This window comes from Exiguobacterium sp. s125 (genome assembly GCF_018618605.1).
GTDB lineage: Bacteria > Bacillota > Bacilli > Exiguobacteriales > Exiguobacteriaceae > Exiguobacterium_A > Exiguobacterium_A oxidotolerans.
Genome location: NZ_JACSMI010000001.1, coordinates 327,106 through 353,198, shown reverse-complemented (window position 1 = coordinate 353,198; position 26,093 = coordinate 327,106). Strand labels below are relative to the sequence as shown.

Annotated in this window: 24 protein-coding genes; 8 read left to right on the top strand and 16 right to left on the bottom strand. The window is 46.9% G+C overall.

Features of this window, described 5'->3' with window-relative positions:
• Positions 1-109: 109 nt before the first annotated feature.
• From KNQ05_RS01700 to KNQ05_RS01680, 5 genes are all read right to left on the bottom strand, one after another.
• Positions 110-1,276 carry an iron-containing alcohol dehydrogenase gene (locus tag KNQ05_RS01700; protein WP_088837665.1) on the bottom strand — a complete coding sequence of 389 codons (1,167 nt, stop codon included), beginning with the start codon at positions 1,274-1,276 and terminating at the stop codon, positions 110-112.
• Positions 1,277-1,413: 137 nt separating this feature from the next.
• Positions 1,414-1,806 (bottom strand): S1 domain-containing post-transcriptional regulator GSP13, encoded by a 393-nt coding sequence (gene yugI, locus KNQ05_RS01695; protein ID WP_012371159.1) that lies wholly within the window; start codon positions 1,804-1,806, stop codon positions 1,414-1,416.
• A gap of 379 nt (positions 1,807-2,185) precedes the next feature.
• The gene (locus tag KNQ05_RS01690) at positions 2,186-3,229 is read right to left on the bottom strand and encodes a ribonucleotide-diphosphate reductase subunit beta (protein WP_029331224.1); all 1,044 of its coding nucleotides are present in this window, start codon (positions 3,227-3,229) and stop codon (positions 2,186-2,188) included.
• Entirely contained in the window at positions 3,198-3,686 is a 489-nt protein-coding gene (locus KNQ05_RS01685) for a flavodoxin domain-containing protein (RefSeq protein ID WP_029331225.1), read from the bottom strand. The genes KNQ05_RS01690 and KNQ05_RS01685 overlap by 32 nt, the downstream gene beginning before the upstream one ends.
• A gap of 16 nt (positions 3,687-3,702) precedes the next feature.
• Positions 3,703-5,928, bottom strand: coding sequence for a ribonucleoside-diphosphate reductase subunit alpha (locus KNQ05_RS01680; RefSeq protein WP_251132187.1), 2,226 nt, complete (start codon positions 5,926-5,928; stop codon positions 3,703-3,705).
• A 317-nt stretch (positions 5,929-6,245) separates the two neighbouring features.
• Between KNQ05_RS01680 and KNQ05_RS01675 the strand changes: the two genes are divergently transcribed.
• The 5 genes from KNQ05_RS01675 to KNQ05_RS01655 are packed head-to-tail and all read left to right on the top strand — an operon-like array spanning position 6,246 to position 9,271.
• Entirely contained in the window at positions 6,246-6,479 is a 234-nt protein-coding gene (locus tag KNQ05_RS01675; RefSeq protein WP_214766927.1) for a DUF1871 family protein, read from the top strand.
• Positions 6,480-6,492: 13 nt separating this feature from the next.
• Positions 6,493-6,732: a NifU N-terminal domain-containing protein gene (locus KNQ05_RS01670; RefSeq protein ID WP_088837669.1), complete on the top strand. Its 240-nt coding sequence runs from the start codon at positions 6,493-6,495 to the stop codon at positions 6,730-6,732.
• A gap of 57 nt (positions 6,733-6,789) precedes the next feature.
• Entirely contained in the window at positions 6,790-7,584 is a 795-nt protein-coding gene (locus KNQ05_RS01665) for a glycosyltransferase family 2 protein (RefSeq protein WP_214768784.1), read from the top strand.
• Between the two features lie 5 nt (positions 7,585-7,589).
• Complete coding sequence (locus KNQ05_RS01660; RefSeq protein WP_051667304.1) at positions 7,590-8,087, top strand: Lrp/AsnC family transcriptional regulator; 498 nt, start codon at positions 7,590-7,592, stop codon at positions 8,085-8,087.
• Positions 8,084-9,271 (top strand): aminotransferase, encoded by a 1,188-nt coding sequence (locus KNQ05_RS01655; RefSeq protein ID WP_214804329.1) that lies wholly within the window; start codon positions 8,084-8,086, stop codon positions 9,269-9,271. The genes KNQ05_RS01660 and KNQ05_RS01655 overlap by 4 nt, the downstream gene beginning before the upstream one ends.
• A 79-nt stretch (positions 9,272-9,350) precedes the next feature.
• On the opposite strand, the gene KNQ05_RS01650 is transcribed toward KNQ05_RS01655, so the two are convergent.
• Positions 9,351-10,241, bottom strand: a complete 891-nt coding sequence (locus tag KNQ05_RS01650; protein WP_251132453.1) for a MazG nucleotide pyrophosphohydrolase domain-containing protein — start codon at positions 10,239-10,241, stop codon at positions 9,351-9,353.
• Positions 10,204-10,392: a hypothetical protein gene (locus KNQ05_RS01645; protein WP_088837671.1), complete on the bottom strand. Its 189-nt coding sequence runs from the start codon at positions 10,390-10,392 to the stop codon at positions 10,204-10,206. Before KNQ05_RS01645 ends, KNQ05_RS01650 begins: the two co-directional genes overlap by 38 nt.
• An 85-nt stretch (positions 10,393-10,477) precedes the next feature.
• Between KNQ05_RS01645 and ytvI the strand changes: the two genes are divergently transcribed.
• On the top strand, positions 10,478-11,602 hold the full coding sequence (ytvI, locus tag KNQ05_RS01640; RefSeq protein ID WP_159173454.1) for a sporulation integral membrane protein YtvI: 1,125 nt from the start codon (positions 10,478-10,480) through the stop codon (positions 11,600-11,602).
• Here the strand turns inward: ytvI and KNQ05_RS01635 are convergent.
• Genes KNQ05_RS01635 through KNQ05_RS01625 form a run of 3 tightly spaced genes read right to left on the bottom strand, consistent with a single transcriptional unit; the run spans position 11,582 to position 13,834 of the window.
• Positions 11,582-12,253 (bottom strand): DUF429 domain-containing protein, encoded by a 672-nt coding sequence (locus KNQ05_RS01635; protein WP_214804328.1) that lies wholly within the window; start codon positions 12,251-12,253, stop codon positions 11,582-11,584. The two genes, ytvI and KNQ05_RS01635, sit on opposite strands and share 21 nt — an antisense overlap.
• Positions 12,234-12,404 (bottom strand): hypothetical protein, encoded by a 171-nt coding sequence (locus KNQ05_RS01630; RefSeq protein ID WP_214804327.1) that lies wholly within the window; start codon positions 12,402-12,404, stop codon positions 12,234-12,236. The genes KNQ05_RS01635 and KNQ05_RS01630 overlap by 20 nt, the downstream gene beginning before the upstream one ends.
• Entirely contained in the window at positions 12,401-13,834 is a 1,434-nt protein-coding gene (locus KNQ05_RS01625; protein ID WP_214804326.1) for a leucyl aminopeptidase, read from the bottom strand. Before KNQ05_RS01625 ends, KNQ05_RS01630 begins: the two co-directional genes overlap by 4 nt.
• Positions 13,835-14,189: 355 nt before the next feature.
• Between KNQ05_RS01625 and ptsP the strand changes: the two genes are divergently transcribed.
• Positions 14,190-15,914: a phosphoenolpyruvate--protein phosphotransferase gene (gene ptsP / locus KNQ05_RS01620; protein ID WP_214766917.1), complete on the top strand. Its 1,725-nt coding sequence runs from the start codon at positions 14,190-14,192 to the stop codon at positions 15,912-15,914.
• Positions 15,915-16,604: 690 nt separating this feature from the next.
• Here ptsP and KNQ05_RS01615 read toward each other — a convergent pair.
• The 6 genes from KNQ05_RS01615 to KNQ05_RS01590 form a co-directional block, all read right to left on the bottom strand.
• Positions 16,605-18,128: an MDR family MFS transporter gene (locus tag KNQ05_RS01615; RefSeq protein ID WP_214804325.1), complete on the bottom strand. Its 1,524-nt coding sequence runs from the start codon at positions 18,126-18,128 to the stop codon at positions 16,605-16,607.
• A 164-nt stretch (positions 18,129-18,292) separates the two neighbouring features.
• On the bottom strand, positions 18,293-20,386 hold the full coding sequence (gene ptsG, locus KNQ05_RS01610; protein ID WP_214766915.1) for a glucose-specific PTS transporter subunit IIBC: 2,094 nt from the start codon (positions 20,384-20,386) through the stop codon (positions 18,293-18,295).
• 139 nt (positions 20,387-20,525) lie between these two features.
• Positions 20,526-22,049 (bottom strand): glucose-specific PTS transporter subunit IIBC, encoded by a 1,524-nt coding sequence (ptsG, locus tag KNQ05_RS01605; protein ID WP_088837677.1) that lies wholly within the window; start codon positions 22,047-22,049, stop codon positions 20,526-20,528.
• A gap of 223 nt (positions 22,050-22,272) precedes the next feature.
• On the bottom strand, positions 22,273-23,130 hold the full coding sequence (gene glcT, locus KNQ05_RS01600) for a glucose PTS transporter transcription antiterminator GlcT (protein WP_029331241.1): 858 nt from the start codon (positions 23,128-23,130) through the stop codon (positions 22,273-22,275).
• A 100-nt stretch (positions 23,131-23,230) separates the two neighbouring features.
• Positions 23,231-23,548, bottom strand: coding sequence for a YuiB family protein (locus KNQ05_RS01595; protein ID WP_029331243.1), 318 nt, complete (start codon positions 23,546-23,548; stop codon positions 23,231-23,233).
• 84 nt (positions 23,549-23,632) lie between these two features.
• A complete protein-coding gene (locus KNQ05_RS01590) occupies positions 23,633-24,844 on the bottom strand; it encodes an NAD(P)/FAD-dependent oxidoreductase (RefSeq protein ID WP_088837678.1) in 1,212 nt (403 codons plus the stop codon).
• Positions 24,845-25,087: 243 nt separating this feature from the next.
• Between KNQ05_RS01590 and KNQ05_RS01585 the strand changes: the two genes are divergently transcribed.
• A complete protein-coding gene (locus KNQ05_RS01585) occupies positions 25,088-26,083 on the top strand; it encodes an NAD(P)/FAD-dependent oxidoreductase (protein ID WP_214804324.1) in 996 nt (331 codons plus the stop codon).
• The last annotated feature ends 10 nt before the right edge of the window (positions 26,084-26,093 follow it).

The following is a 26,093-nucleotide window of genomic DNA, read 5'->3' as shown; positions in this document are numbered from 1 at the left end:
TCGTCCTCCTTATTCATTCGCAAACAAATGCGACCTTCCTTCTCATTAAAACGCAAGAAGGAAGGTCGTTCAAGTCTTTTGTGAAAAGATTAGCAAATGTTAGAGAAACTTATAACGCTGCCGTTACGATTTCACGAACATCTTCATTACCAAGTGATTTGAAGTTACCGAAATCACCGCGTGTCATTGCTGACTTGACGATTGAATCGACTGTATCTTCTTTGATGTCGTAGTCTGCGAGACGGTTTGGTGCACCGAGTGATGTCCAGAATGCACTGATTGCATCGATCGTCGCATGCGCTGCTTCGATTTCTGATTTACCTTCTGTGTCGACGTTAAAGACGTTTTCACCGAGTGTGACGAAACGATGTGCGTTTGACTCGTCTAACACGTGGCGCATCCAGTTCGGGAAGAGGATTGCAAGACCACCTGCGTGTGGGATGTCATGAACCGCTGAGACGGCATGCTCGATATTATGTGAAGCCCAGTCACCGCGTGCTCCCATTTGAAGTACGCCGTTAAGTGCCATCGTACCTGCGAAGAGAATCGTTCCGCGAAGTTCAATGTTTTCAAGATCGTTGACGAGTTTTGGTGCTGCTTCGACGACAGCTTTCATGACGCCTTCTGTCATCCGTTCTTGGACAGGTGCGTGTGCTGTGTGGAAGTACTGCTCAAGACAGTGACTCATCATGTCGACAATCCCGTAAATTGTTTGGTCTTTTGGAACACTGACCGTGTATTTTGGATCAAGGATTGAAAACGTCGGGAATGTAAGCGGGCTACCCCAACCGTATTTCTCTTGCGTTTTCCAGTTCGTGATGACAGAACCAGAGTTCATTTCTGAACCGGTTGCTGCAAGTGTCAAGACGGTACCGAATGGAATGACTGTTTCCGGAGTCGCTTTCCCGATGACGAGATCCCATGCTGAACCTTCATACGGAATACCTGCTGCGATCAGTTTTGTACAGTCGATGACAGAACCACCACCTAGTGCGAGCAATGCATCAACATCTGCTTCACGTGCGATCTTAATGCCGCGCTCTGCTGTTTCAATGCGTGGGTTTGGTTCAACGCCATCACATTCGACGTATTCGATTCCTGCTTCGTTCAGTTCGCGTGTAACGTCGTCATAGACGCCGTTGCGTTTAATACTTCCGCCACCAAAGACGAGCATGACTTTCTTAGCATTTAGTGTTTTAAGTTCTTCTTTGATTTGGCTGACTTGACCGTCACCAAAAATTAATTTCGTTGGATTGCGATATTGAAAGTTTTCCATTGTGTGTTGCCCCCTCGATAAGTAATGAACATCTTACATTATCCACACATTCCCCTTTCGCATCTATTTTAATGCTTATAACGCAAAAAAACGTAAAAAAAAAGAGAACCGACCGATGTCGATTCTCTTAAAAATTCTTATTTTTGGAAGTTTGATTTTTCAATCCATTCTTCCAATTTGCCTTTTAACACGTTGAAGCCAGGAGCTTCTTCTTGTTTGAAAGCAGGACCTGCATCGCGGCGTCCAGCGTTTTTGCGTGGGCCTTTAGCGCGTGCTTCGCGTTTTGGAGCTTCCTGAGTTGCTTTGATCGAAAGCTTCATTTTTTTGTTAGCTTCGTCGATGTCGAGAACTTTAACAGTTACTTCATCGCCAACTTTTACGTAATCGTTGATGTCTTTTACGTAATCGTGTGAGATTTCTGAGATGTGGACGAGACCTTGTGTTTGCTCGTCAAGTGCTACGAAAGCACCGAAGTTTTGAATACCAGTTACTTTACCAGTAACGACTTGGTCTTTTTCAAAGTTTGCCATAGTTTATACACTCCCTAACTAAATTCATCAACTTATAATAACATACTTTTTACGGATGGTAAAAAATATTTTTTAAATTGTTTATTTTTTATTTTCCGAGGGAACATTTTAGTAGCAAGACTTCAAGTATTCCCCCTGATTCTGCCGGACTTTTCGAGTCCGGCCCTTTTTTTGTTTCTTCTTACTCCTCAACGCAAAAAGGACCGGTTCGGTCTGCTCGCTTTCCGCGGACAAGACATCATGCCCGCTTCAGATGCGTTGCATCTTCCAGGGTCATGATTAACTTGTTTTTCCGCAGGAGTCGAACATGACCTCACCTGTCCTAGCGTAAAGGAAAACGAATCGTGAAGCAATCAAAATTTAAAGATTCATTTACTGCTTACAAATCGTCAAATCCGTTCGCATCCGTCACTTTTGCATACGAACGTGATTTTTGTTCGAAGAAATCGGATTTCGTCGCATTCATCGAGTCATCCGAATACGCACGAATCCACGGCATGACGTCCTCGTCATGTCCTTCATAGAGATCGGAGAGACCAATGACACGAAGGCGCTTGTTCGCGAGATATTTGACGTAATCACGCATTTCACTGACATCGAGTCCGTCCAAGTCACGCAGGACATACTCACTCCACTCGATTTCGAGATCGACGGCACGCTCGAATGTGGCATACACGAACTTCGTGAATGAACCATCGGCATCGATTTCCGGGTGTTCCGTCAAGACGGCACGCAACAATTGACTGATGAAGTACGAGTGTTGCAGTTCGTCCCGCTGGATGTAACTGATCATCGTCGACGTTCCGACCATTTTTTGATGACGCGCTAAGTTATAGAAGAAGGCAAAACCAGAATAGAAGTTGATTCCTTCAAGAACGATTGATGCGACGAGTGATTTCGCAAAGTTTTCCGGTGTCCGGTCGTTTTGGAAATCTTCATATAAATCAAGAATAAAGGCATTCCGCTTCATGACCATATCGTCATCTTTTGCGATATCGAAAATCCGGTTTTGTTCCGAAAGTGGAACCAGACTCGATAAGACATAGCTGTACGACTGGTTATGGACGACTTCCTGTTGCGCGATGATCGCAAGAATTGCATGAATCGACGCATCTGACGTGAACATCGCCGACTCTAGGATGTAACGCGTTTGGACCGAATCCAAGATTGATAGCAGACCGATGATCCGTTCAAACGCATCTTGTTCTCGCTCACTCAACTGGTTCCACTGTTGCATGTCTTTTGACATCGAAATCTCATCCGGAATCCAAAAGTTCGACAAAAGCTGTTTATAGATTGAATAAAACTGCGGATAGGCGATATCGTTCCAGTTGACGATTGAACTCGTCTCCCCACCGATAATCGCTGTCGCACGATTCGGATGGCGGGCATCAAGCAGTTTGATCTTTTGTAACTGTTCCATGTTGTTCGACTCCTTCTTGCTGTAATTGCAGGATCGTTCGTTTCGTCCATTCTTTGACGGTATGCGGACGATTCCGTGGTGACTGTTCGATTTTTAACAGTTCACCGGCGAGCGGCACACCAAATTTCGCGAGATGGTAGGCCATTTCATCAACGGCGCGGCAGTACTTGACGAACATCTTATCGCCCGTACCGAAGACGGCAGCTTGCGGAATTTTGTGCGGACTTTCCTTTAAGACAAGCTTCAGGCAGTCACGCATTTCATCCGGTAATTGACCGTCGCCCCATGTGTAAGAACCAAAATAGACGATATCATAAGGTGCTAATTGATATGTCGTCACATCATCAGCGAACATCATCGTGGGTTCGACGTGCATGTCGGAACAGGCTTTCGCAATCAGTTCCGCAACCTCCTCTGTGTTACCGCTCATTGACGCATATACGATTGCTGCCTTCATGATATCGTCTCCTTTCTTATGACGAACACGACTCACATTCATCGATTTCGACGGTTGTCGAACGTGTGTAATAAATCGTCTTCATCCCGAGTTGCCATGCTTCCATGTGCATCTCGAGTAATTCAGTCGCTTTGACGTTGTTTTTGACATAGAGATTAAAACTGATCGCTTGGTCGATATGACGTTGACGTGATGCATTTTGACGAATGCTCCACAGTTGATCAATCTCAAACGCTGATTTATAGAACCAGTTCGTATCCGGCGTCAAATCCGGAACTGTCACAGGAATCTTGTAGTTTTTCTTTTCTTCTGCGTAGACTTTTTTATAGATTGGATCAATCGATGCCGTACTACCGGCGATGATTGCTGTCGACGAGTTCGGTGCGACTGCCATCAGGTAGGCATTTCGCATACCATGCTCTGTGATATCTGCTTGGAGACGATCCCAGTTCAGCTCGGCAGTTGATTTATAGTGACGACGTTTGATGTATTCACCTGTTTGCCATTCTGATCCTTCGAATAAACGGTATGCCCCTTTTTCTTTCGCAAGTTGCATCGATGCATCAATCGTCAAATAAGCGATTTTTTCGTAAAGACGATCCGCATACTGGACGGCTTCGACCGATTCCCAGCGAATCCCTTCGAGTGCAAGCAGATGGTGCCAACCGAACGTCCCGAGACCGACGGCACGGTATTTTTGGTTCGTGATTTGTGCTTGCGGGACGTCAATCGTATTCAAATCGATGACGTTGTCGAGCATCCGCATCTGAATCGGAATCAACCGTTCGAGGACATCCGAACGAACGGCGCGCGCGAGGGCGATCGAAGATAAATTACAGACGACGAAATCGCCCGGTGTTTTCGTAATGATGATTTTTCCATCTTCCGTGTATTCTTCCGTCACGGTCGTCGGACTCATGTTTTGCATGATTTCCGAGCAGAGGTTTGACGAATAGATCATGCCGGCATGCTTGTTCGGATTGGCACGGTTTACCGCGTCACGGAAGAACATGTACGGTGTTCCGGTCTCGAGTTGCGAACGCATGTAACGTTTGACGAGATCAATCGCCGAAACTTTCGTCCGGCTGAGACGCGGTTCGTTGACGCAGGCTTCATACTTTTCAGTGAAGCTGCCCCCTTGTTCCGTCTCATCGAAATGATCTTCAAGACTAAAGCCCATCACGGTCCGGATTTCGTGTGGATCGAATAAATACCAATCGCCACGCGCTTCAACCGTACGCATGAAGTGGTCCGGTAAACTCACGCCCGTAAAGAGATCATGTGTCCGCAATCGCTCGTCCCCGTTGTTGAGTTTCGCATCGAGGAACTCGAGGATATCTTTATGCCAAATGTCGAGATAGACCGCAATTGAACCTTGACGCATACCGAGCTGATCGACACTGACTGCCGTGTTGTTCAATTGTTTCATCCAAGGAATGACACCACTCGAAACACCTTTGAATCCTTTAATGTCTGATCCGCGCGAACGAATTTTACCCATGTAGACGCCGATTCCGCCGCCGCCTTTTGAAAGTGTCGCAACGTCCGTATTCGAGTCGTAAATCCCCCGGAGTGAATCATCTACCGTATCGATGAAACAAGACGATAACTGTCCGTATGATTTCCCGGCATTCGAAAGCGTTGGCGTCGCAACCGTCATGTAGAGGTTCGACAAAGCCCAGTACGATTCTTTGACGAGCTCGACCCGGCGTTCTTTCGGTTCTGTCTGCATCAACGTCATCGCGATAATCATGAAGCGTTCTTGTGGTAGTTCATATAATTTTTTCACGTGATCCCGGGCAAGATAACGATCCGCTAACGTCCGGAGACCAATGTATGTGAAGAGTTGGTCGCGTGAAGGATCGATTGTCGCAGCGAGTTCTTCGATTTCATCCTTCGTGTAGGCTGAAAGTAAATGTGGTGTGAAAATACCAATTTCAGTGAGCTTTTCAATCAACGTGTAAAGCGATCCATAACGTTCATCTGCTACATATCCACGATTTTCACTTGCCTCGAGATAAAGACGATTTAAGTACGTTGCCGTCGCGACGAACGTCCAGTTCGGTTCCTCTGCTTTTAACATGTCGAGCGCATGCATCGTCAACAATTCATACACTTGATCGGCCTGGAGGGTTTTCCCTTCGAGCGCCCGAATCGCGCGTTCTGTATAACGTTCGATGTCGAGTTCTGGATAAGACGCTGTCACTTGTCGAATCACGAGATATACATCTTCTATTGTCATTGCACCCTTATAGATGCGTGCTGTATTCAGTGGAGATGCCACTATGAACCACTCCCATTCTCTATCGTTAAACAGGTTCGCATTGCAGTAAAAAATGCGCTAAACTAAAAAAAGACGTCCTACATATAGAAAGAACTATTAAAGTGTCACTCTATATATAGACGTTTTAAGCGTTTTTAAACCTATTTATGTACAAGATATAGGTTATCACTGAATCAGCAAAAAATAACCCCTTGCATTAAAAATCAGGTCAAACAAATTTAAAAACGCAGACCACCGCCTTTTGAGATATATTGAGATAAGGAGTTGAACGCGTTTTGAGTTCAGAAGAACTTTTAAATAAATATGATCCTTTTCTCCTAGGGTCAGGAAATTATCCAACGGAAATGTCTGCTATACTAGTGCTATTAACGATTCACGATCAAGTAAGCCCACTTGCACTAGCAATTGGTGAAATATTTGAAGAATCGTTTGGGGAACAACCCGATCAGCAGGAACTAACAACACTCGCAACGAATTTACTTTTGTGCGAAGATTCGTGTGAACTTTGAAAGGAGACTTATTATGCAAGTAGACTACACACCAAACCCGAACTCAGTAAAAATCACGCTCGACGGAGACCGTTTCGGCTCAAAAAGTACGAGTGTCAAAAAAGACGATACACCAGAGGACGCATTACTCGCAGCATTGATTACGATCGATGGCATCGATAACCTCTTCGCTTACGGTGATTTTGTCACAGTAACGAAAGAACCAGCCGCTGAATGGAATGAATTACTTCCAGTTATCGAAGAACAGATGTAAGGAATACATGAAGACACCTGGATGTTGCAGGTGTCTTTGTTGAAGGAGCCGATTCTCATGCCAATGGTATCTGTCATCATCCCGACGTACAATCGCCCACGTGAGTTATCTGAGGCGCTCGAAGCATTGACCCGTCAATACTATCAAGATTTCGAAGTGATTCTTTTGAACAACAACGGCGACTCGATTATTCCCGTCGTACGTGCTTTTGAAGACCGCTTAACACTTATCCATGTCGACTTACCTGAAAATCATCACGTCCGGGCTCGCAACCACGGCGTGACAATCGCGAACGGTCAATTCATCTTGCTCCATGATGATGATGATTTATTGTTGCCTTCTCATATCGAGGAATCGCTCGGCGATTTAGAAGCCGGGGCAGACTTGACGTATGCAGATGCCGAACTCTTTACGTATCGCTGGGAGAATGGACGCCGGACCGTCATCGATACGGAGCCATTCGCCTATCCATATGACCGTGACGCGATGAAGCAAGACTCGACGTTCATCCCATCCGGATCAATGTATCGCAAATCACTTCACCAAACACTTGGTACGTTTGATGAAGACGTCTTCAACTACTGGGACTGGGACTGGATTCTCCGTGTCGGGAAGGACCACCTCGTGCTTCATCCAGCACGCGCGACGGTCCTCTATGCCTTTAATCCGTCCGGTAATCATCAATCCGCTCAGCAAGATGCGGCACGAAAAGTCTACTTCGACCGTCTCGTCGCTAAACACGAGTTGCCAACGACCGAAATGAAAAATTTTCATATTGTTCAGTCTGAACGCCGTGCCCGGTTACGTGAGACACGCCGGACGTTTGACGGACAATTGACAGAAAGCGAGTGAATCCCGTGTATACAGAAAAACAATTAGAACTCTTAGAGTTACTATCACAAAGTGGTCCTGTCGATTCGACACTCGCTGCTCAAATGCTCGACCTGCCAGTCGACGAAGTCATCGACTCGATTGCCCGTTTTAAACAAGATGGTGTCTTGTTAGGTTATACGGCAGTCATCGATTGGCAAAAAATCAATTCCCACCATGGCGTCACGGCATTCATCGATGTCAAAGTTACACCGAAACGGGGCCGCGGCTTTGATGAAGTCGCAGAACGGATTCATCGTTTCCCGGAAGTCACGTCGCTCTACTTGATGTCAGGTGCTTACGACTTACAAGTCGTCCTTGACGGAAAGTCGCTTCAGGAAGTCTCGCAATTCGTCTCGGAAAAACTATCGACACTCGATTCCGTCATTTCGACGACGACCCATTTCCGTTTGAAGACATACAAACACGATGGTGTCCTCTTCAGTCAGGATGACGGCGATAAACGATTGAAGGTGTCTCCATGAAGTCACTTTCTGAACGCGTCGAACAATTAGCACCGTCCGGCATCCGTCGCTTCTTCGACTTAGCCGGTTCAATGGAAGATGTCATCTCGCTCGGCGTCGGCGAACCCGACTTCGTCACCCCGTGGAACGTCCGGGAAGCAAGCTTCGCAGCACTCGAGCAAGGGTATACGGCATATAGCGCCAATGCCGGTTTAGTCGAGTTACGGCAAGAAATCCGAAACTATATGCACGAAAAATTTGCAATCGAGTATCAAGTCGAAGACGAAATCATCGTCACGACCGGTGCATCCGAAGGACTTGACTTAGCTTTTCGGACGCTGATTAATCCTGGTGACGAGGTCATCGTCGTCGAACCGGCATTTGTCTCGTATGCGCCTTTAATTGAGCTCGCAGGCGGAATTCCTGTTGCTGCTGCCTGTCGCCCGGAAGACGGCTTCGCCATTCTTCCTGAGACGATTGAAGCCAAGATCACGGCACGGACGAAGGCCATCATTTTTTGTTTTCCGTCCAACCCGACCGGTTCTGTCATGACGTGCGATCAACTCGCAGATCTCGCCCTCCTCGCAAACAAACATGATTTATATGTCATCAGTGACGAAATCTATGCAGAGTTGTCGTATGAGGAAGAGGCGACGTGCTTCGCGACGTTACCTGGAATGCGGGAGCGCACGATTGTCATCAATGGTTTCTCAAAAGCCTTTGCGATGACAGGTTGGCGTCTCGGTTTTACCTGTGCGCCAAAAGAAATCACGGCGTGTATGCTGAAAGTCCATCAGTACGGCATGATGTGTGCACCGACGCTCGTCCAATTCGCTGGGATCGAAGCACTCCGTTCACGCAACAAGACGGTTCCTGACATGGTCCGTAGTTATCGCCAACGTCGTAACTACTTCGTCAAAGCTTTGAATGAAGCCGGTCTCCCGACTCATTCACCCGGGGGCGCCTTCTATGCCTTTCCATACATCGGAGATACGGGTTTGACGAGTGAAGCCTTTGCAGAACAACTGTTACTAGCAGAACGTGTTGCCGTCGTTCCTGGTTCCGTCTTCGGGGCGAGTGGTGAAGGTTATGTTCGCGCAAGCTATGCCAGTTCAATCGAACAACTGCAAGAAGCCATCCATCGTATTTCTCGCTTCATGCAACAACTTGAACAACGAACGGCAGTTGCTGATCGTCTGACATGATTTTCCCGACCGTTTTCTTTCAACACACAAAAAGCGAACCACCTTACGAGGCGGTTCGCTTTTTAGCGTCATTTTCTAATTACGCATCAATATAAAGCAACAAAAACATCCGGTGTTCGTCCTCTGAGTGAAACGGTGACACCGGCCCTAACTGTGAAGCATATACATCGATTCGGTACGGGGCTTCTTTAAAGGACAAAGGGGTTTGTTCCTTGATGATCCGTCCGATTTCTTCTGCTTGTTCTTTGACAGCGACCAATTGATCACTTCGCTCAATCGGTGCTTCCAGAACAAATGCCTCGATTCCCTCATTACGAGCACACCGTAAAAAGCGTCGCAACGACGGTAGTGCCTGTTGGATATTCTCTTCTAAGGAACGTTCCGCTTCATACACGGGCGCACCCCAGAGTCGCTCCTCACTGCCGGTCGCACTCCGGTAATGATCAATCGTCGCCTCCGTAATGGGGTCTCGTGTCAGTGCGAAACGCTTACTGTCACGCACGAGGTTCTTTTCATTCGTCCGATCGATTTCTTTTAACAAATCAAGACCTAATGGACGGGCAAACCGGAACAACTCGCGCTGTAGACGGGCGAGTGACGTACCGACCGTAAGCGTTGCATCTGTCTTTTTCGGTGGCTTGTCTCCTTCGTAGCCGTTCATGACCCGGGCGACCTGACCTGCTTCATGAACGAGTCGGTAAAACGAGGCATCCGCTTCGTCCCGTTCTGTTTTCAACTGCTGATGCTCCGAGGCTAAATCGGTCACGTATTGGTTTGACAGACATGTTGAAATCATTAACACGTCGACGAGTTCGGCACAAAGTAACGTCGTGTCCTCTTTTTCTAACGCTTCTCCCACTTCCCCGACTTCTTCAATCAAGCGCGCGAGGCCAGAGAGCGGACGAAAATAACCACCTAACGCTCGAATCGTCTCATCGACTTTTTGTTGAAGTAGAATCATCTCCTGCATCCGTCTCGACCTCCGTCATTTCTTTAATCAACTGCCGCTGCGTTTGTCGTTGATACTGCTCAGTAAATTTTCGGTTTTTACGCCATTCACGGACGGCTACACCACTTGCGATCGCCAAGGAAACCATTAGTCCCACTTCTTTTCGTTTCATCGAAATTCCTCCTCTGTTTGAACTACGTTCTCGTTCCTTAACATGCTATGATGATGGTATTACATATATATAAGAGGTGTTGCTCGTGTCGACTGAACGTCTTTGGCAATTGGCTCGTTTCATCGGTGTCATACTCGCCTTGTTTCTCACAGGTTTTATCATCATCCGCCTGTCTTCGTTGATGTATCCGTTCGTCTTCGCATTTTTATTAGCCCTACTCAGTCGTCCGCTTGTCGACTTTTTCCAAAAACGTCTTCGACTCAACCGTGGTTGGGGTGCGTTATTGTCCATCATCTTAATGAGCGGTCTTTTGATTGGGTCACTCGTCTTGATTGTCATGCAACTGATTCGAGGACTCGTCTTCGTCGCCAATCAACTCCCGGACCAAATCCAGGAACTCAGTCTCTACTTCCAAAAGCTCTACAATGACAAATTGGCCCCGATGTGGAACGACGCTTCGGAAGCGCTCCGGTCACTCGGTCCGTCACAACAGAATACGGTTCAAAACAGTATCGAATCACTCGGAAGCTCACTTGCAAGCTTCATCGGCGAGGGATCTAAAAGTATCGCCACGATGTTGCAAAGTGTGTTAGCGACCTTACCTTCAATCGCCTTGATTCTCGTCATCGTTCTGCTCGCCTGGTTTTTCCTCGCGAAAGACTGGCACAAATATGAAATCAGGATGAAACAGTATGAGATGTTCCCCTGGTTCGCACGTGCAGAAACGGTCGTTTCGAGTCTTCGGTCCGCCCTGTTCGGCTACATCAAAGCCCAATTGACATTGATTACGATTACATTTTTCATCGTCTTAATCGGTCTTTTGGTTCTCGGTGTCGATCATCCGTTTGCGATTGCTTTCATTGCCGCTTTCTTTGACATCTTGCCGTATCTAGGTACAGGGTCTGTCTTTTTACCGTGGATTGCTTACTCGATCATCACAGGAGATACGGGACTTGCGATCGGACTTGGTATTCTGTATGCAGTCGTCATTTTGCAGCGTAATATCATGGAACCGAAAATCGTCGGTGACAATATCGGCATCCAGCCGATTACGGCACTGATTGCCTTGTTCGTCGGGATTAAATTTTTCGGGGTCTTCGGTCTGATTCTCGGACCGCTCGTCGCCGTCATCATCAAAGCGTTATATAATGCACAAATCTTTCATTATTTATGGGACTTTATTAAAGGATCACCCACACCATTCCGGTGAGGGTGATTTTTTAGGTGCTGCCGCATATAAGGGATGACCCGTCGCATCAACCGGTCGATGGTTCGGGAGATATTCCACCGGACAAGTCGCCGCGACGGCAAGCAGACAGGCATCAATCCAGTCGTCAGTCGCAACCCCTTTGACGGATTGTTCCCAAAAAGCAGGACATGCGAACTGTCGTAACAATTCTGTCCGCTCCTTTATCCCCTGGACCGTCTTTTTGTTATGGCGGGCCGGTCGTCCCGTCAGGCGGGCAAAACAGACTTCCGGATGCGCCTCATACATGCCGGTTCGGTAGTAGCTTCGGGCTTCCCGAATCTTCGGCAACAAGTACCAGGCTTGTTTTGATAGGCCTAGCCCTGCCATTTGTTTTGACTGCTCGTTTGCCGTTGCATAGTCCTGCGCGTCAAGCGCTGTAATTAAAGGTGCATTAAACACACTGCTCGTCCGCCCCGGCTTCAACTCGTCTCGTAACAGCTGATCGACAAGACGTCGCGCTCCTGTCTCAAGTCCGATCGGCATGTCGATGTAGAGTACGTCGCTATTTTCGAGTTGATCGAGGTGTTCGACGATTTGATAGGAAAACTGCCCCTCTTCAATCGAGACAGCGACCCAGCCGGCTTTTGCCGCGTCAATCCCGGTGACGTGCATTCGTTTTCTCCCGTAGCACCTTCAGTAATAACAAGACCGTAAAGACTCCTAAAAACGTAGCCCACGCTAGCGAAACGCGTGAACCCGACTCTACATACCAGACGATGCTGAGCACCGTCATGATGAGTAAGAGGACGTTCAGCCATCTCATCCTTCTTGTTCAGCGAACCGGTAAAGACTTCGAACCATGACACCTGTCGCCCCTTTTGGACCAAGCTCCGATGCTGATTTTTGCTCTGATGTTCCGGCGATATCAAGATGGAGCCATGGCGTTTTCCCGACGAATTCACCAACGAACGCTCCGCCAAAGATCATGTGTCCCATCCGTCCCGGTGAGTTATTTAAATCAGCGACTTCCGACCGGCGCACTTGTTTAATGAATTGATCGACGTACGGCATCTGCCAAATCATCTCGTTCGTCTCTTTTGTAACGGCTTCGAAGCGACTGTACAGAGCTTGGTCGTTCGTTAAGGCTCCAGTGATTTCTGTCCCGAGCGCAACGAGCACTCCACCCGTCAATGTCGCGAGATCAATAATCATTTTCGGATTGTATTCTTTTGCATAGGTGACAGCGTCCGCTAAGACGAGACGCCCTTCCGCATCCGTATTCAAGACTTCAATCGTTTTTCCAGCCATCGATGTAATGACATCATCCGGCTTGAAGGCATCACCTGAAATCATATTGTCCGTTGCCGGAATCACTCCAAGGATGTTGACGTTCGGCTTGAGTCGACCGAGGGCTTCGAATAAGCCGAGGACGGCTGCTGCACCACCCATGTCCCCCTTCATGCCGACGATACCGTCTTTCGGTTTAATCGAGTAACCACCTGTATCGAACGTGACACCTTTTCCGACGACGGCGATTGGTGCTGCATCACCCGCCCCTTTATATTCGAGGACAATCATTTTCGGCGGGATTGTCGAGCCTTGATTGACGGCAAGCATCGCCCCCATGCCGAGTGCTTCCATCTCTTCTTTTTCAATGACTTTTAACGCATGTCCATGACGTTCCGCAATGAAACGAGCTTCGTCAGCGAGTGCCGGCGCCGTCAGGATGTTCCCAGGCATCGTGACGAGACGACGGGCTAAGTTCGTTGCTTCAGCGAGGGCATGCCCGCGTACTGCTTCTTGTTCCCCTTCATCGGACCAAATCGTCAAATCGAGTTCGTACGAAACGCTTGGACCTGTTTTGTAGTGTTTGACGTCATATGTAGCAAGTGCAAACGTCTCAGCGATCAACTCGGCAGGTTTCCCCGGGAATGTCGCAGCATCAACCGTGACGTTCGATAGCTTCCGGACTTTTAAAAATTGGGCGGCTTTTCCTAACAGTCGACGTAACTCATCTTGAGATAGACGGTCCGCTTTACCAAGACCGACAAATAACACACGGGCAATCGTCCCCGTCAAAGTCGGCAACAAACGGAGTTCGCCTTGTTTCGTCGAAATATCTCCACCGCGGACCCACTCATCAAACCGCTCCGGATAAAGTGCCTGAATCCGTTCTTCCATTTGTGCATTTCCTGAGATACCGACGACGAGTACTTCGATGTCTGCTTGCTGATCTACTTGTTTTAATCGCATCTTAAAAATCCCCCTTTAGTGTTACTAATAAGTATGAAGTGTTTTGCGCCATTTTCCAACTGATAGCCATCACGCAGCTTGAAAACGCTCTCATTTTTGACGTTCGGTAATTTGTCGAAATGCACGGCTCCAAACAATTGTTGCCCGTTTCACAATGTGATAGGATTAACAGGTGAAAAGTACAGGCACTTCATAGAAACGTTCATTTTGGTAACGACAGAAATGTCTACGTTTTCATTCAAAGGGAGAGTTCGCAGTCGACCCGTTAAGAGAGATGCGTTTATGGGTATCTATAGATAGCAGAGAAACGACGTCGTTGCGGCGAAAAAAACTTACTGAAAAGAGGGTAATGCACATGGCACAACATATCAAGGGAATTGGCGCTTCTGCAGGGATCGCGATTGCAAAGGCATTCGTGATGGAAACACCTGTCTTTGACATTCCAAACAATAAAATCGAGGATTCAGCGGCTGAAAAAGAACGGTTCCAGGCAGCGATCGCTCAATCAAAAGGTGAACTCGAAATCATCCGTGAGAACACATTAAAAGAACTCGGTGCAGACAAAGCAGAAATCTTCTCAGCTCACTTGTTGATCCTCGAAGATCCTGAAATCGTCAGCCAAGTCAACGCAAAAATCGACGAGGACAAAACGAACGCAGCGCAAGCACTCGACGAAGTCTCACAAATGATGGTGACAATCTTTGAATCGATGGACAACGAGTACATGCGCGAACGTGCAGCTGACGTCCGTGACGTAACAAAACGGACAATGGCACATCTTCTCGGTATTACATTCGTCACACCTGCACAAATCAACGAAGAAGTCATCATCATTGCAGAAGACTTAACACCATCAGACACTGCCCAACTCAACCGGAAGTACGCAAAAGGTTTTGCGACGAACATCGGTGGACGGACTTCGCACTCGGCGATCATGTCACGTTCTCTTGAAATTCCAGCAGTCGTCGGGACAAAAGTCGTCCTGACTGAAGTCAAACACGGTGATTTCTTGATTCTTGACGGAGCGGAAGGCGATGTCATCGTCAACCCTTCAAGCGAACAAATCGCAGAGTACGAAGAAAAACGCTCAGCATATATCGCTCAAAAAGAAGAATGGAAAAAACTCAAAAACGAAAAAACAGTTACAGCAGACGGTCATCACGTCGAGCTTGCAGCAAACATCGGAACACCAAACGATGTCAAAGGTGTACTTGAAAACGGTGCGGAAGCAGTCGGTCTCTACCGGACTGAGTTCCTCTACATGGATGCGGAAACGTTCCCGACGGAAGATGAGCAATTCACAGCATACAAAACAGTTCTCGAGTCGATGGGCGATAAAAAAGTTGTCATCCGGACACTTGATATCGGTGGGGATAAAGAACTTTCATACCTTGACCTTCCACACGAAATGAACCCGTTCCTTGGTTACCGTGCAATTCGTCTTTGCCTGGACCAAACTGACTTGTTCCGGACACAACTTCGTGCGTTGCTTCGTGCAAGTGCATACGGCAAACTTGCTGTCATGTTCCCGATGATTGCAACACTCGAAGAATTCCGTGCAGCAAAAGCGTTACTTCTTGAAGAAAAAGCGAACCTTCAAGGTGAAGGTGTAACGGTTTCTGACGACATCGAAGTCGGAATGATGGTCGAAATTCCGGCGACAGCAGTCATGGCGAAACAATTCGCGAAAGAAGTCGACTTCTTCTCTGTCGGAACAAACGACTTGATTCAATACACAATGGCGGCAGACCGGATGAACGAAAAAGTTTCGTATCTCTACCAACCGTTCAATCCTGCCATCTTGAACCTCTTGAACAACGTCATCACAGAAGCACACAAAGCCGGTAAATGGGTCGGCATGTGTGGTGAGATGGCGGGAGAAGAACTCGCACTCCCAATCCTCCTCGGACTCGGACTCGACGAATTCTCAATGTCTGCTTCTTCTGTCCTTCGCGCACGCAGCTTGATGACGCGCCTGAACAAAACAGAGTGTGAAGCAATCGTTGAGCAAGTCCTCGACATGGATACAGCCGAAGACGTCGTCAACTTCCTCAGCACGACATTCGATATTAAAAAATAATTTTTTCGGACACGTCCCATCTCGGGGCGTGTTTTTTTGTCGCGTCAAAAGGAACCGTTATTTATACAGACTGTAGACTAACCCTTATGAAGATTAAAAAGTTTTTATAGGTATGGCCTGCCCTGACCGCGCTTCCCCATCTCGACTCGTCTACATAACACATGTTGCCCAATGTCGCTTTTCCTACACCCTAGTTCAAAAGCTAATATTCATCTGTGCGCTTCCTGTAGGAGCCTCGATTTCTTGAATACAAAAAAAGGGTTGACTCCAAAGTTACTCTAACATCAGTCTTAGTGACGGACGGTTCCGACATCCTCGCTTTCCACGGGCGGAATGTAAGCCGCAGCAACCCGCGTTTCATGCGGTCATGCCGGGTCTTCCCTATTCCTGACGGAAGCGCTGATCGCGCTTCCTTTTCCCATAGGAGTCGAGGATGAACGTTCCGCCCTGTACGCAAAAAAACGCCGATGATTCCGTCTTTCACATACGGACTCATTGGCGTTTTCGATATCTATTCTTCTCGGTCCTGACTGATGTGTATCTAAGCCGCACATCGAAAAGGAAAAAGTATGCACTCGTTTTATTCGAATCCCACAGGAGAGCGTATCCTGTTTCCTGTTGGAGAAAAACACGCGTGTGAAAGAGTGATTCCTTTTACGTCAGTCTCTTTCCTATCAAAAATGACTTGAATTATGCTTGTTTCGTTTGTGGTCGATCGCCTTGTTCTTCTTTTAAGATTGGTCGTTCATTACCCATGAAGAACACGAAGATGACACCCAGTATCGCTGGAATCAACGCCCACATATAAACAGAGGAAATCGAATCTGCAAGTGCTGTTTTAATCGCTGTCGCCACTTCCGGTGGCATCTTCGCAAATGCTGCTGCTGTCGGGAACTGTCCACCGTCCGGTGCGCTGCCGCCAGGTAATTGCTCACTAACAGATGACGTAAACGTCCGTGATTGAACGATTCCGAGAATCGTTACACCAAGTGTCATCCCGATTGTCCGGAACGTCGAGCCCATCGATGTCGCCGCACCACGACGTTTCATCTCGATGCCATTGATGCTTGCAAGATTCAATAAAGAGAAACTGAAGCCGACACCAAAACCTAAGATGATCATATAAATCGTAACGGCAGTCCGTGTCGTCTCAAGTGACATCGTACTTAATAAATAAACACCAAGAACAAAGAACACGGCCGAGAGCATCATGACATTTCGGAACCCGTATTTATTCGGGAGACGTCCTCCGAGTTGCGCCGAAACTACTGAAGCAATCAACATCGGCATCAAGATCAGACCTGAGTTCGTCGCACTGCCGCCAAAGACACCTTGGACGAAAATCGGAATGAAGACACTTGCGGAGATGAAGACGAATCCATAAAAGAATGCGACTCCTTGCGTCGCTGCGAACAGGCGACGACTGAACAGACTGAACGTAATGACCGGATCAGCCGCCCGGCGTTCAATCAGACCAAAGAGGATAAATAACACGAGTGATAAACCAAACAAACCAAGAATTTGTGGTGAACTCCACGCATACTCTTTCCCACCGAGTTCAAGCCCGAGCAGGAACGTGACTAATCCAGCGACCAATGTCGCGGCACCCGCATAATCAATTTTTTGAGTCCGGTGGATCGGTGATTCTTTATAGAATAAAGAAACGAGCGCCAATGCAATTAAACCAAGTGGAATGTTGATATAAAACACCCAGCGCCAGTTAATTGCGTCCGTCAAAACGGCTCCAAGCAATGGTCCGAAAATACTTGAAATCCCGAAGACTGCTCCGAACAAACCACTGACTTTCCCTCGTTTCTCTGGTGGGAAAATATCAAAAATGATCGTAAAAGCAATCGGCATCAAGGCACCGCCACCTAGTCCTTGAACGGCACGATAAATCGATAACTCTGTAATCGAATCTGCGACACCACACAGGATACTCCCTACGATGAAGAGCAACATACCGAATAAGAAAAATCGTTTCCGCCCATACATGTCACTTAACTTACCGAAAATTGGCATCCCCGCGACCGTCGCGATCATGTAAGCGGACGTGACCCAGGCATATTGATCAAAACCATTCAGTTCACTGACAATCGTCGGCATTGCTGTTGCAACGATTGTATTGTCCATCGCCGCTACTAAAATCCCGATCAATAATCCAAGAACGACATAATTCGTCTTTGTCTTTGTTTCTGTTGTAGTCGAAGCCATCGACTCACCTCTTTCTTAAAATATAGCTAATCTTCATAATAGCTTACTCATTGTATCATCATATGTGCAAATTCTCATTACTGAATGTTTTGGACTACAAAAAAAATCGTATCCGACAATTTCGTCGAATACGATTTCGAGGTCCCATTATTTTTTAAATGACGTCATTTAATCTCATACGTGACTTTCTCTCCTGCTTCAACCGTCCGGCCAATATCAACCGTTACTTTTCGGTCACCACTGTTCGTGACAATGATCGGCGTTAAGAGTGACGGCACAAGCGGGCGAATTTGTTCGAGATCGACGTTCAGCAGTGGTGTTCCTGGCTCAACACGATCTCCCGCTTTCGCGAGTGCTTCAAAACCTTTTCCTTCGAGTGAAACCGTATCGATTCCGATGTGAATTAAAATCTCATCACCATTATCGGCCAGGATTCCAATCGCGTGTTTCGTTGGGAAGAAGGTCGTGATTTCACCGGACACTGGAGAAACAACATAACCTTCAGTTGGTTCGATTGCATACCCGTCCCCCATCATCCGGCCAGAGAAGACTTGATCTGGTACATCATCAAGCGAACGAATCGTTCCGCTCAGCGGCGAGACGTATCCGTCACTTGGTACATACTCTCCACCTGATCCTGCTAAGTCTTCCCGTTCTTCCCCACGTGACTCAGCTCCAGTCGGAACTTGCGGAATCGGGTCAGCTTCTGGTTTTTCAGGTGGTTGATAATTTGGATCGTTCATGATTTCTGCCATTTCCGTCTTGATGCCATCTGATTTCGGACCGAAGATGGCTTGGACATTATCGCCAACTTCTAATACACCGGCTGCGCCAAGTTCTTTCAGACGATCCTTGTTGACACCCGATTTATCATTAACGGTAATCCGCAGACGTGTGATACACGCATCGAGGTGTTTGATATTCGATGGTCCACCAAACGCTTGCAGAATCTCATATGGGAGCTCACCAGCCGTCGCACCAGCTGTTGCCGCCCCTTCCTTAATTGCTTCACGTCCTGGAATTTTTAAATCAAACTTCGTGATCACAAAACGGAATCCGAAGTAATAAATGACGGCGAAGACCAAACCAACCGGAATAACGAGCCACCAGGCGGTCCTGTTCGGTAAGATTCCGAATAAGGTGTAGTCAATCAATCCACCTGAGAAGGTCATCCCGATTTTAACGTTCAAGATGTCCATGATCATAAATGACAATCCTGCAAAAACAGCGTGGACTGCAAACAATAACGGTGCCACGAACACGAATGAAAACTCGACTGGTTCCGTGATCCCTGTCAGGAACGATGTTAAAGCAGCAGAGAAGTAGAGTCCTTCAACTGCTTTACGACGATCTTTCGCAACCGTATGATACATCGCGAGACAAGCTGCCGGAAGTCCGAACATCATGAACGGATATTTCCCGGTCATATACGTCCCGGCCGTGAACGGAACACCATCTTTTAACTGAGCGAAGAAAATTCGCTGGTCCCCGTTGATAACCGTGCCTGCTTTATCCGTATACTCACCAAATTGGAACCAAAAACTTGAATACCAAATATGGTGAAGACCGAATGGAATGAGTGACCGTTCGACTAAGCCAAAGATGAAGGCTGATAACGTTTCATTTGACTCGATGATTGTTTTCGAGAACGTGTTAATCCCACTCCCAATCGGCGGCCAGATGAAGGACAGTGCAAAACCAGCGACTAAACTGAATAGCGCTGTTGCAATCGGTACGAACCGTTTACCGGCGAAGAATCCAAGAAAGTCCGGTAGTTTGATTTTAAAGAATTTATTATAGCTATATGCGGCAATTAACCCCGCTATGATCCCTCCGAATACCCCCATTTGTAAGGTCGGTATCCCTAATACAGTTGCGTACGATAAGTCACTTGATTGTTGCGCTTCCGAAACTTTTTCCGGTGTGATTTGTAGGAATGAACTGATAACCTTGTTCATGATCAAGAATCCGACGATTGCAGCAAGCCCTGCGACCCCTTCCCCATTCGCAAGACCAATCGCAACCCCGACGGCAAACAGTAATCCTAAGTTCGCAAAGATGATATCCCCTGCGTCTTGCATGACACGCCAGATGACGACGAGCGAATCATTTTCGAGAAAAGGCAGATACTGCGTCAGGTTCGGGTTTTGAAAAGCCGTACCAAAGGCCAGTAGAAGCCCCGCTGCCGGCAAGATGGCAACTGGTAACATCAATGCTTTACCAATCCGTTGCAACACTCCGAATACATTTTTCCACATCAGTGATTTCCCTCCTTTTTTTGACCAGACTATTTAGTTCATACCCTGAATCTTTCTCCCGCAAAACTAATCACAACAATTCTTTGAAACACAAAAAAATGAGCCTCCCGATTTCGGAAGACTCACTTTACTTAAAGACTTAAACTGATTTTTCTTGTTTACGTGAATTGATGACGGCTTGGATCTCAGATTTGATGTTATCTGATTTTGGTCCGTAGATCGCTTGAACGTTGTTACCCACTTCAAGGACACCAGCGGCTCCAAGTTTTTTCAATTCGTTTTTGTCGACTTTCGACTTGTCGAGAACTTCAACACGAAGACGTGTGATACATGCGTCAAGATGTTTGATGTTTGATTCAGAACCGAGTGCGTCAAGGATGCCCGCTGCGAGCTCAGAACCTTGAGCCAATGAAGTTTCTTGTACTTCATCTTCACGACCTGGTGTTTTCAGGTTGAACTTGCGGATTGCAAAACGGAATCCAACGTAGTAAACGACTGCAAGAACAAGACCGACGACGATGACGAGCCACCACTGCGTACGTCCTGGAAGGACACCGAAGAGAAGGAAGTCAATCAATCCACCAGAGAATGTCATCCCGATTTTAACGTTCAAGAGTTGCATTGTCATGAATGAAAGACCAGCGAAAACTGCGTGTACTGCGAACAAGATTGGAGCAACGAATAAGAATGCGAATTCGATTGGCTCTGTGATACCTGTTAAGAAAGCTGTAAGTGCTGCTGACCCAAGAAGACCACCAACGACTGCGCGACGCTCTGGGCGTGCTTCATGGTACATTGCAAGTGCTGCTGCTGGAAGACCGAACATCATGAACGGGAATTTACCAGTCATGAACGTACCAGCTGTTAATTCAACGTTGTCTTTTAACTGTGCGAAGAAGATTGCTTGGTCACCGCGGACAACATCTCCTGCTGCGTTCGTGTACGAACCGAATTCGAACCAGAACGGTGCGTAGAAGATATGGTGAAGACCAAACGGAATCAATGAACGCTCAATGAGACCGAAGACGAAAGCTGCAAGCGTCGGGTTTTTCTCCATCATGAAGTGAGAGAATGAGTTCAACCCGTCTTGAGCGAATGGCCATACGAAGACAAGTACAAGACCTGCGAACAATGAAACGACTGCTGTAACGATTGGAACGAAACGTTTACCTGCGAAGAATCCGAGGAACTGCGGCAATTCAAGATTATGATACTTACCGTAAGCCCAGGCTGCGAGTAAACCGATGATGATACCACCGAAGACACCTGTTTGAAGTGTCGGAATACCAAGTACGTTTGCGTACCCTTGACCGTTTGCGACCATTTCTGGTGTAACGCCGAGCCAAACACTCATCGTTTTGTTCATGATCAAGAATCCGACGATTGCTGCAAGTCCGGCTGCGCCGTCCCCTGCTAAACCAATCGCGACACCGACCGCGAATAAGAGTGCTAAGTTACCGAAGATGATATCCCCGGCTGCTTCCATCAATTTTGCAACCTTGATGATCGCATCATTTTTTAAGAACTCGAGTTTTGACGTCAAGTTCGGATTTTGCATCGCGTTACCGAATCCAAGTAAGATCCCGGCAGCTGGCAAAATCGCAACAGGAAGCATTAACGCTTTACCGACACGTTGAAGAACAGCGAAAATCTGTTTGAACATGTGTGTTTCCTCCTCTTAATCTAAAATCTAGGAATAATGAATAATACCAATGACAGGTTGAAAAAAGTCAGACATCCGACCGATTTTTACAGAAAAAAATCAGGCACGAGCGGATTGTAGAACAAAATACACTTATCCCGCGAAATGAATCTAACGGAAATAAACTATTTTGTCCGACTTCCCACTCATGCCTGATCGTATCAGTAACACGTAGTCCGTGCGGTCATTTACCTAAATCGTACTGCACTAAGCGTTGCAGATGCATCGTAAGATACGTCGCCTCACCGCGCGGTACCGCTTTCTTCAACTGACGTTCCATGATGGACATCAGCTCCCAAGCAGTATCATAGCACAGGGGATATTCTTCACGCAATAGCTTTTCTACTTTTTCTGGCGCCTCTAGGTACTCCCCATTGGAAACCCTTTCAATCGCCGAGCGGAGATGGCGAATTAAACGCTTATAATCCAACGATTTTCGATCGATTTTAATTTCTAGCCGTTGCTCGATATGACTCGCAATTAATCCGACGAGTTGATGATGACGATTGACTTCGAGCACATCTTTAAAGTTCGTCGCCGAATGAATATGGAGTGCGATGAATCCTGTTTCTGCCGGCGGAAGATAAAAATTCATCTCGGCACTGATAAATTCAACGATTTCCTCAGCAAGCGCATATTCTTCCGGATACAAAGCTTCCGTTTCCGCTAAAAAGGGATTCGTGACCTCCATCCCTTGTTCGAGCCGCTTGAACGTAAACGTCAAATGATCCGTCAGTCCGATATGGATATGTTCATCAACGCGCTTACCGAACCGCGTTTCAATCATCGAGACGATATCATTCATCAAGGCGACGAAATTTTCATCTAAATGCCCGACGAGTGCTTTATATTGGTCTTGCTCTTCTTTATCCTTCAAGGTATAGACTTTTTCTAATTTTTCAAGATCCGTCAGTTGATCGCCTGGCTTCCGTCCGAAGCCAATCCCTTTTGCGAGGATAATGACTTCCTGATTTGCACCAGTCGAACAAATGACGACATTATTATTCAAGACTTTGATAACGTGGTACATTTGTTTATCCATTCGCTCTCAACCCTATCTGCTCTTACACATTTTTTAAAGACACTGTTTTTATTATAACGTGTTTCCACGCACTAAAAAAGCCTACTTACTCAAGTAGGCTTTAAAACATTTGGTAACCACTTTTACGCAGGAAACGAATCGACATTCCGGCAATGATGATACCGGCAAGTCCTGCCGCAAACATCGTAACGTCCGCTGTCTGCAAACCCATGATTCGATCACCTAACGCTGGAATTGCTTTTTTCGCATTCGTAAAATATTCAAGCGTCGACTGATTATCAATCATCATGATGATGATGACCGGATATAAGACGAGCATAATCCATGTGCTACGTAACAACATGTTTAAGATAAAACCAATACTAAAGAACATGACGAGATAAAGTACACTCCCGATCACGGCTTGGATAATATGCATAATGTTCCCCCTTTAAATCTCTTCGTCTAGTATAACCGACAAAAAAGGCAAATGCACGAGTGTACATTTGCCTAAAAGGTGAACTTAGAATTTACCTTTTTTGATCGCAAGACCAATTTTCTTCAGTTCAAGGAAATGTTTGTTGTCGATGACTTTTTTCATGAATGATGCGTTACGACCATAAATCTTCTTACCGAAGACCATACCGATCCCATCTTTATGACCAAGTGATGCGACTGTTCCTTTATTTTCATATGTGAACGTCGATGTTTCACGTCCACCGATGAGTGCTGAAATGTTTTCAGCGACTTTATGCGCTTGTTGTGTCGCGATTTGTGCTGTTGGCGGGTATGGACGGTTTGAACTTGGGTCCATGACTGCTGAACAGTCACCAATCATGAAGACATTGTCATGTCCAGGGACACGAAGATCTTCCTCGACGACAACACGGTTACGCATTGCTTCGAAACCTGATGCCGCAACGACCGGGTTCCCACTGACGCCACCTGTCCAAATGATTGTGTTCGCTTCAATCGTTTCTGTTGTATCACCTTGGAGTGGACCAAACGTAACCGTTCCAGGACCACATTCCTTGATGCCGTTACCGAGTTTGAACTCGATCCCTTGGCGCTCAAGCCATTTGTGTGCGTAGTTGACGAGATCTGCATCAAATCCAGGAAGGACAGTCGGAGCTGCCTCGATATTGACGACACGCACGAGTTCGCGTGGGATATCGTATTGTTTACAAAGCTCTGGAATCCGGTTGACGAGCTCACCCATGAACTCGATTCCTGTAAATCCAGCTCCACCGACGACGATCGTCAGAAGTGAACGATCCGTTGAACCAGTCGTTTTGTATTCTGCGAATGAATAGTCGATGTGTTCTTTGATTTTCCGGACACTGTTCAATGAGCTGATCGTTAGAGCGTTCTCTTTCAATCCTTTGATTCCGAAAGTCTCTGGAACGCCACCGAGTGCAACGACGACGTAATCGTAAGGAACAGCTCCACCGTCTTGAAGTTTCACTGTGTTGCTTGCCGTATCGACTTTTTCAACAATCCCTTTAACGAGTTTGACGCGTGAAGGATTGATGACATCATTGATATAGATGCGCGCTTGTTCTGCTGACATCGTACCTGCCGCAGGTTCATGTAACCAAGTAGTTTGGTAATGATAGTCGTGTTTGTTGATCAATGTGATGTTGGCTTGATCGACGCCAAGTTTCTTTTGAAGGTTGACTGCTGTGATCAATCCACCGTAGCCGGCTCCAAGAATAACAATGTTAGGTGTGTTCATGTTCTGATACTCCTTACGAATGGTAGTTTTGTTGTGATTTTCTTCACATTCAATTACAAATAAATGCTCAAAAACTTTGTTCAAATAATGTTCACATGTCTATAAGCTTATTGAAACACTTTTTCTGACGGATTGCAAAAGAAAATTCTAGAAATGCTGAAAAAAATGTAAGATTTCCCGTACTTGCAACACCCGCCCCTCCTACCTATATAATAGGAGTATCCAACTATAGGAGGGAATCAGATGTACCAACCATATGATGTCACGATTATCGGGGGCGGTCCAGTCGGATTGTTCACCGCGTTTTATTCAGGGATGCGTCAGATGAAGACGAAAGTCATCGAAAGTCTCCCCCAACTCGGTGGGCAACTGGCGACGCTTTATCCCGAGAAATATATATATGATATTGCCGGCTTCCCGAAAGTCAAAGCTCAGGATTTAGTCGATCGTTTGCTTGAACAAGCAAATGAATTCGACCCGACGTATGTCCTCGGCGAAACGGTCGTCGCCTACGAGCGCCTCGAAGACGGAATCATCCGCCTCGTGACGAACAAAGGAGAACACTTCACGAAGACCGTCATCTTGACGGCAGGTAACGGCTCGTTCGCTGCCCGTCCACTTGGTGTTGCCGATGCTGAACGGTTCGAAACGAGTAACTTGCACTATTTCGTCAATGAAATGGATCGCTTCAAAGATCGTCAAGTCGTCTTACTCGGTGGTGGCGATTCCGCTGTCGACTGGTCATTGATGCTTGAGCCGATCGCGAAATCCGTCACGCTCGTTCACCGTCGCGATAAGTTCCGTGCACATGAACATTCAGTCGAACTGCTCCACAACTCATCCGTCAATGTCATGACACCGTATACGCTCGAATCCGTTACCGGTGAAGAGAGTATCGAAACTCTGACGTTCAAACATGCGGAAACGGAAGAAGTCGTCGTCGTCGGGGCAGATGACGTCGTCTGCAACTTCGGTTTCGTTTCGTCGCTCGGCCCGTTAAAAGAATGGGAAGTCGAGTTTGAACGCAATTCGATTCGCGTCAATTCGAAAATGGAGACGGCGATCCCCGGCATCTTTGCCTGTGGTGACATCGCGACGTACGACGGTCGTGTCAAATTGATTGCGACCGGCTTCGGTGAAGCACCGATTGCTGTCAATCAAGCGAAACTACTCGTCGATCCGTCCGCCCGTCATCCACAACACTCGACCAGCCTGTTCGAAAAAGTAAAAAATCATTAATGGACATGAA

What these genes read in the sequence shown, in the direction of transcription:
- KNQ05_RS01615 (WP_214804325.1), bottom strand. Translation starts at nt 18,128, where the DNA reads ATGGCTTCGACTACAACAGAAACAAAGACAAAGACGAATTATGTCGTT.
- KNQ05_RS01685 (WP_029331225.1), bottom strand. Translation starts at nt 3,686, where the DNA reads ATGAAGGCAGCAATCGTATATGCGTCAATGAGCGGTAACACAGAGGAG.
- KNQ05_RS01585 (WP_214804324.1), top strand. Translation starts at nt 25,088, where the DNA reads ATGTACCAACCATATGATGTCACGATTATCGGGGGCGGTCCAGTCGGA.
- KNQ05_RS01670 (WP_088837669.1), top strand. Translation starts at nt 6,493, where the DNA reads ATGCAAGTAGACTACACACCAAACCCGAACTCAGTAAAAATCACGCTC.
- KNQ05_RS01700 (WP_088837665.1), bottom strand. Translation starts at nt 1,276, where the DNA reads ATGGAAAACTTTCAATATCGCAATCCAACGAAATTAATTTTTGGTGAC.
- KNQ05_RS01690 (WP_029331224.1), bottom strand. Translation starts at nt 3,229, where the DNA reads ATGGAACAGTTACAAAAGATCAAACTGCTTGATGCCCGCCATCCGAAT.
- ptsG (WP_214766915.1), bottom strand. Translation starts at nt 20,386, where the DNA reads ATGTGGAAAAATGTATTCGGAGTGTTGCAACGGATTGGTAAAGCATTG.
- KNQ05_RS01645 (WP_088837671.1), bottom strand. Translation starts at nt 10,392, where the DNA reads ATGAAACGAAAAGAAGTGGGACTAATGGTTTCCTTGGCGATCGCAAGT.
- KNQ05_RS01650 (WP_251132453.1), bottom strand. Translation starts at nt 10,241, where the DNA reads ATGCAGGAGATGATTCTACTTCAACAAAAAGTCGATGAGACGATTCGA.
- KNQ05_RS01665 (WP_214768784.1), top strand. Translation starts at nt 6,790, where the DNA reads ATGCCAATGGTATCTGTCATCATCCCGACGTACAATCGCCCACGTGAG.
- ptsG (WP_088837677.1), bottom strand. Translation starts at nt 22,049, where the DNA reads ATGTTCAAACAGATTTTCGCTGTTCTTCAACGTGTCGGTAAAGCGTTA.
- ptsP (WP_214766917.1), top strand. Translation starts at nt 14,190, where the DNA reads ATGGCACAACATATCAAGGGAATTGGCGCTTCTGCAGGGATCGCGATT.
- KNQ05_RS01590 (WP_088837678.1), bottom strand. Translation starts at nt 24,844, where the DNA reads ATGAACACACCTAACATTGTTATTCTTGGAGCCGGCTACGGTGGATTG.
- KNQ05_RS01635 (WP_214804328.1), bottom strand. Translation starts at nt 12,253, where the DNA reads ATGCACGTCACCGGGATTGACGCGGCAAAAGCCGGCTGGGTCGCTGTC.
- yugI (WP_012371159.1), bottom strand. Translation starts at nt 1,806, where the DNA reads ATGGCAAACTTTGAAAAAGACCAAGTCGTTACTGGTAAAGTAACTGGT.
- KNQ05_RS01595 (WP_029331243.1), bottom strand. Translation starts at nt 23,548, where the DNA reads ATGCATATTATCCAAGCCGTGATCGGGAGTGTACTTTATCTCGTCATG.
- KNQ05_RS01630 (WP_214804327.1), bottom strand. Translation starts at nt 12,404, where the DNA reads ATGAGATGGCTGAACGTCCTCTTACTCATCATGACGGTGCTCAGCATC.
- KNQ05_RS01625 (WP_214804326.1), bottom strand. Translation starts at nt 13,834, where the DNA reads ATGCGATTAAAACAAGTAGATCAGCAAGCAGACATCGAAGTACTCGTC.
- KNQ05_RS01680 (WP_251132187.1), bottom strand. Translation starts at nt 5,928, where the DNA reads ATGACAATAGAAGATGTATATCTCGTGATTCGACAAGTGACAGCGTCT.
- KNQ05_RS01655 (WP_214804329.1), top strand. Translation starts at nt 8,084, where the DNA reads ATGAAGTCACTTTCTGAACGCGTCGAACAATTAGCACCGTCCGGCATC.
- glcT (WP_029331241.1), bottom strand. Translation starts at nt 23,130, where the DNA reads ATGGATAAACAAATGTACCACGTTATCAAAGTCTTGAATAATAATGTC.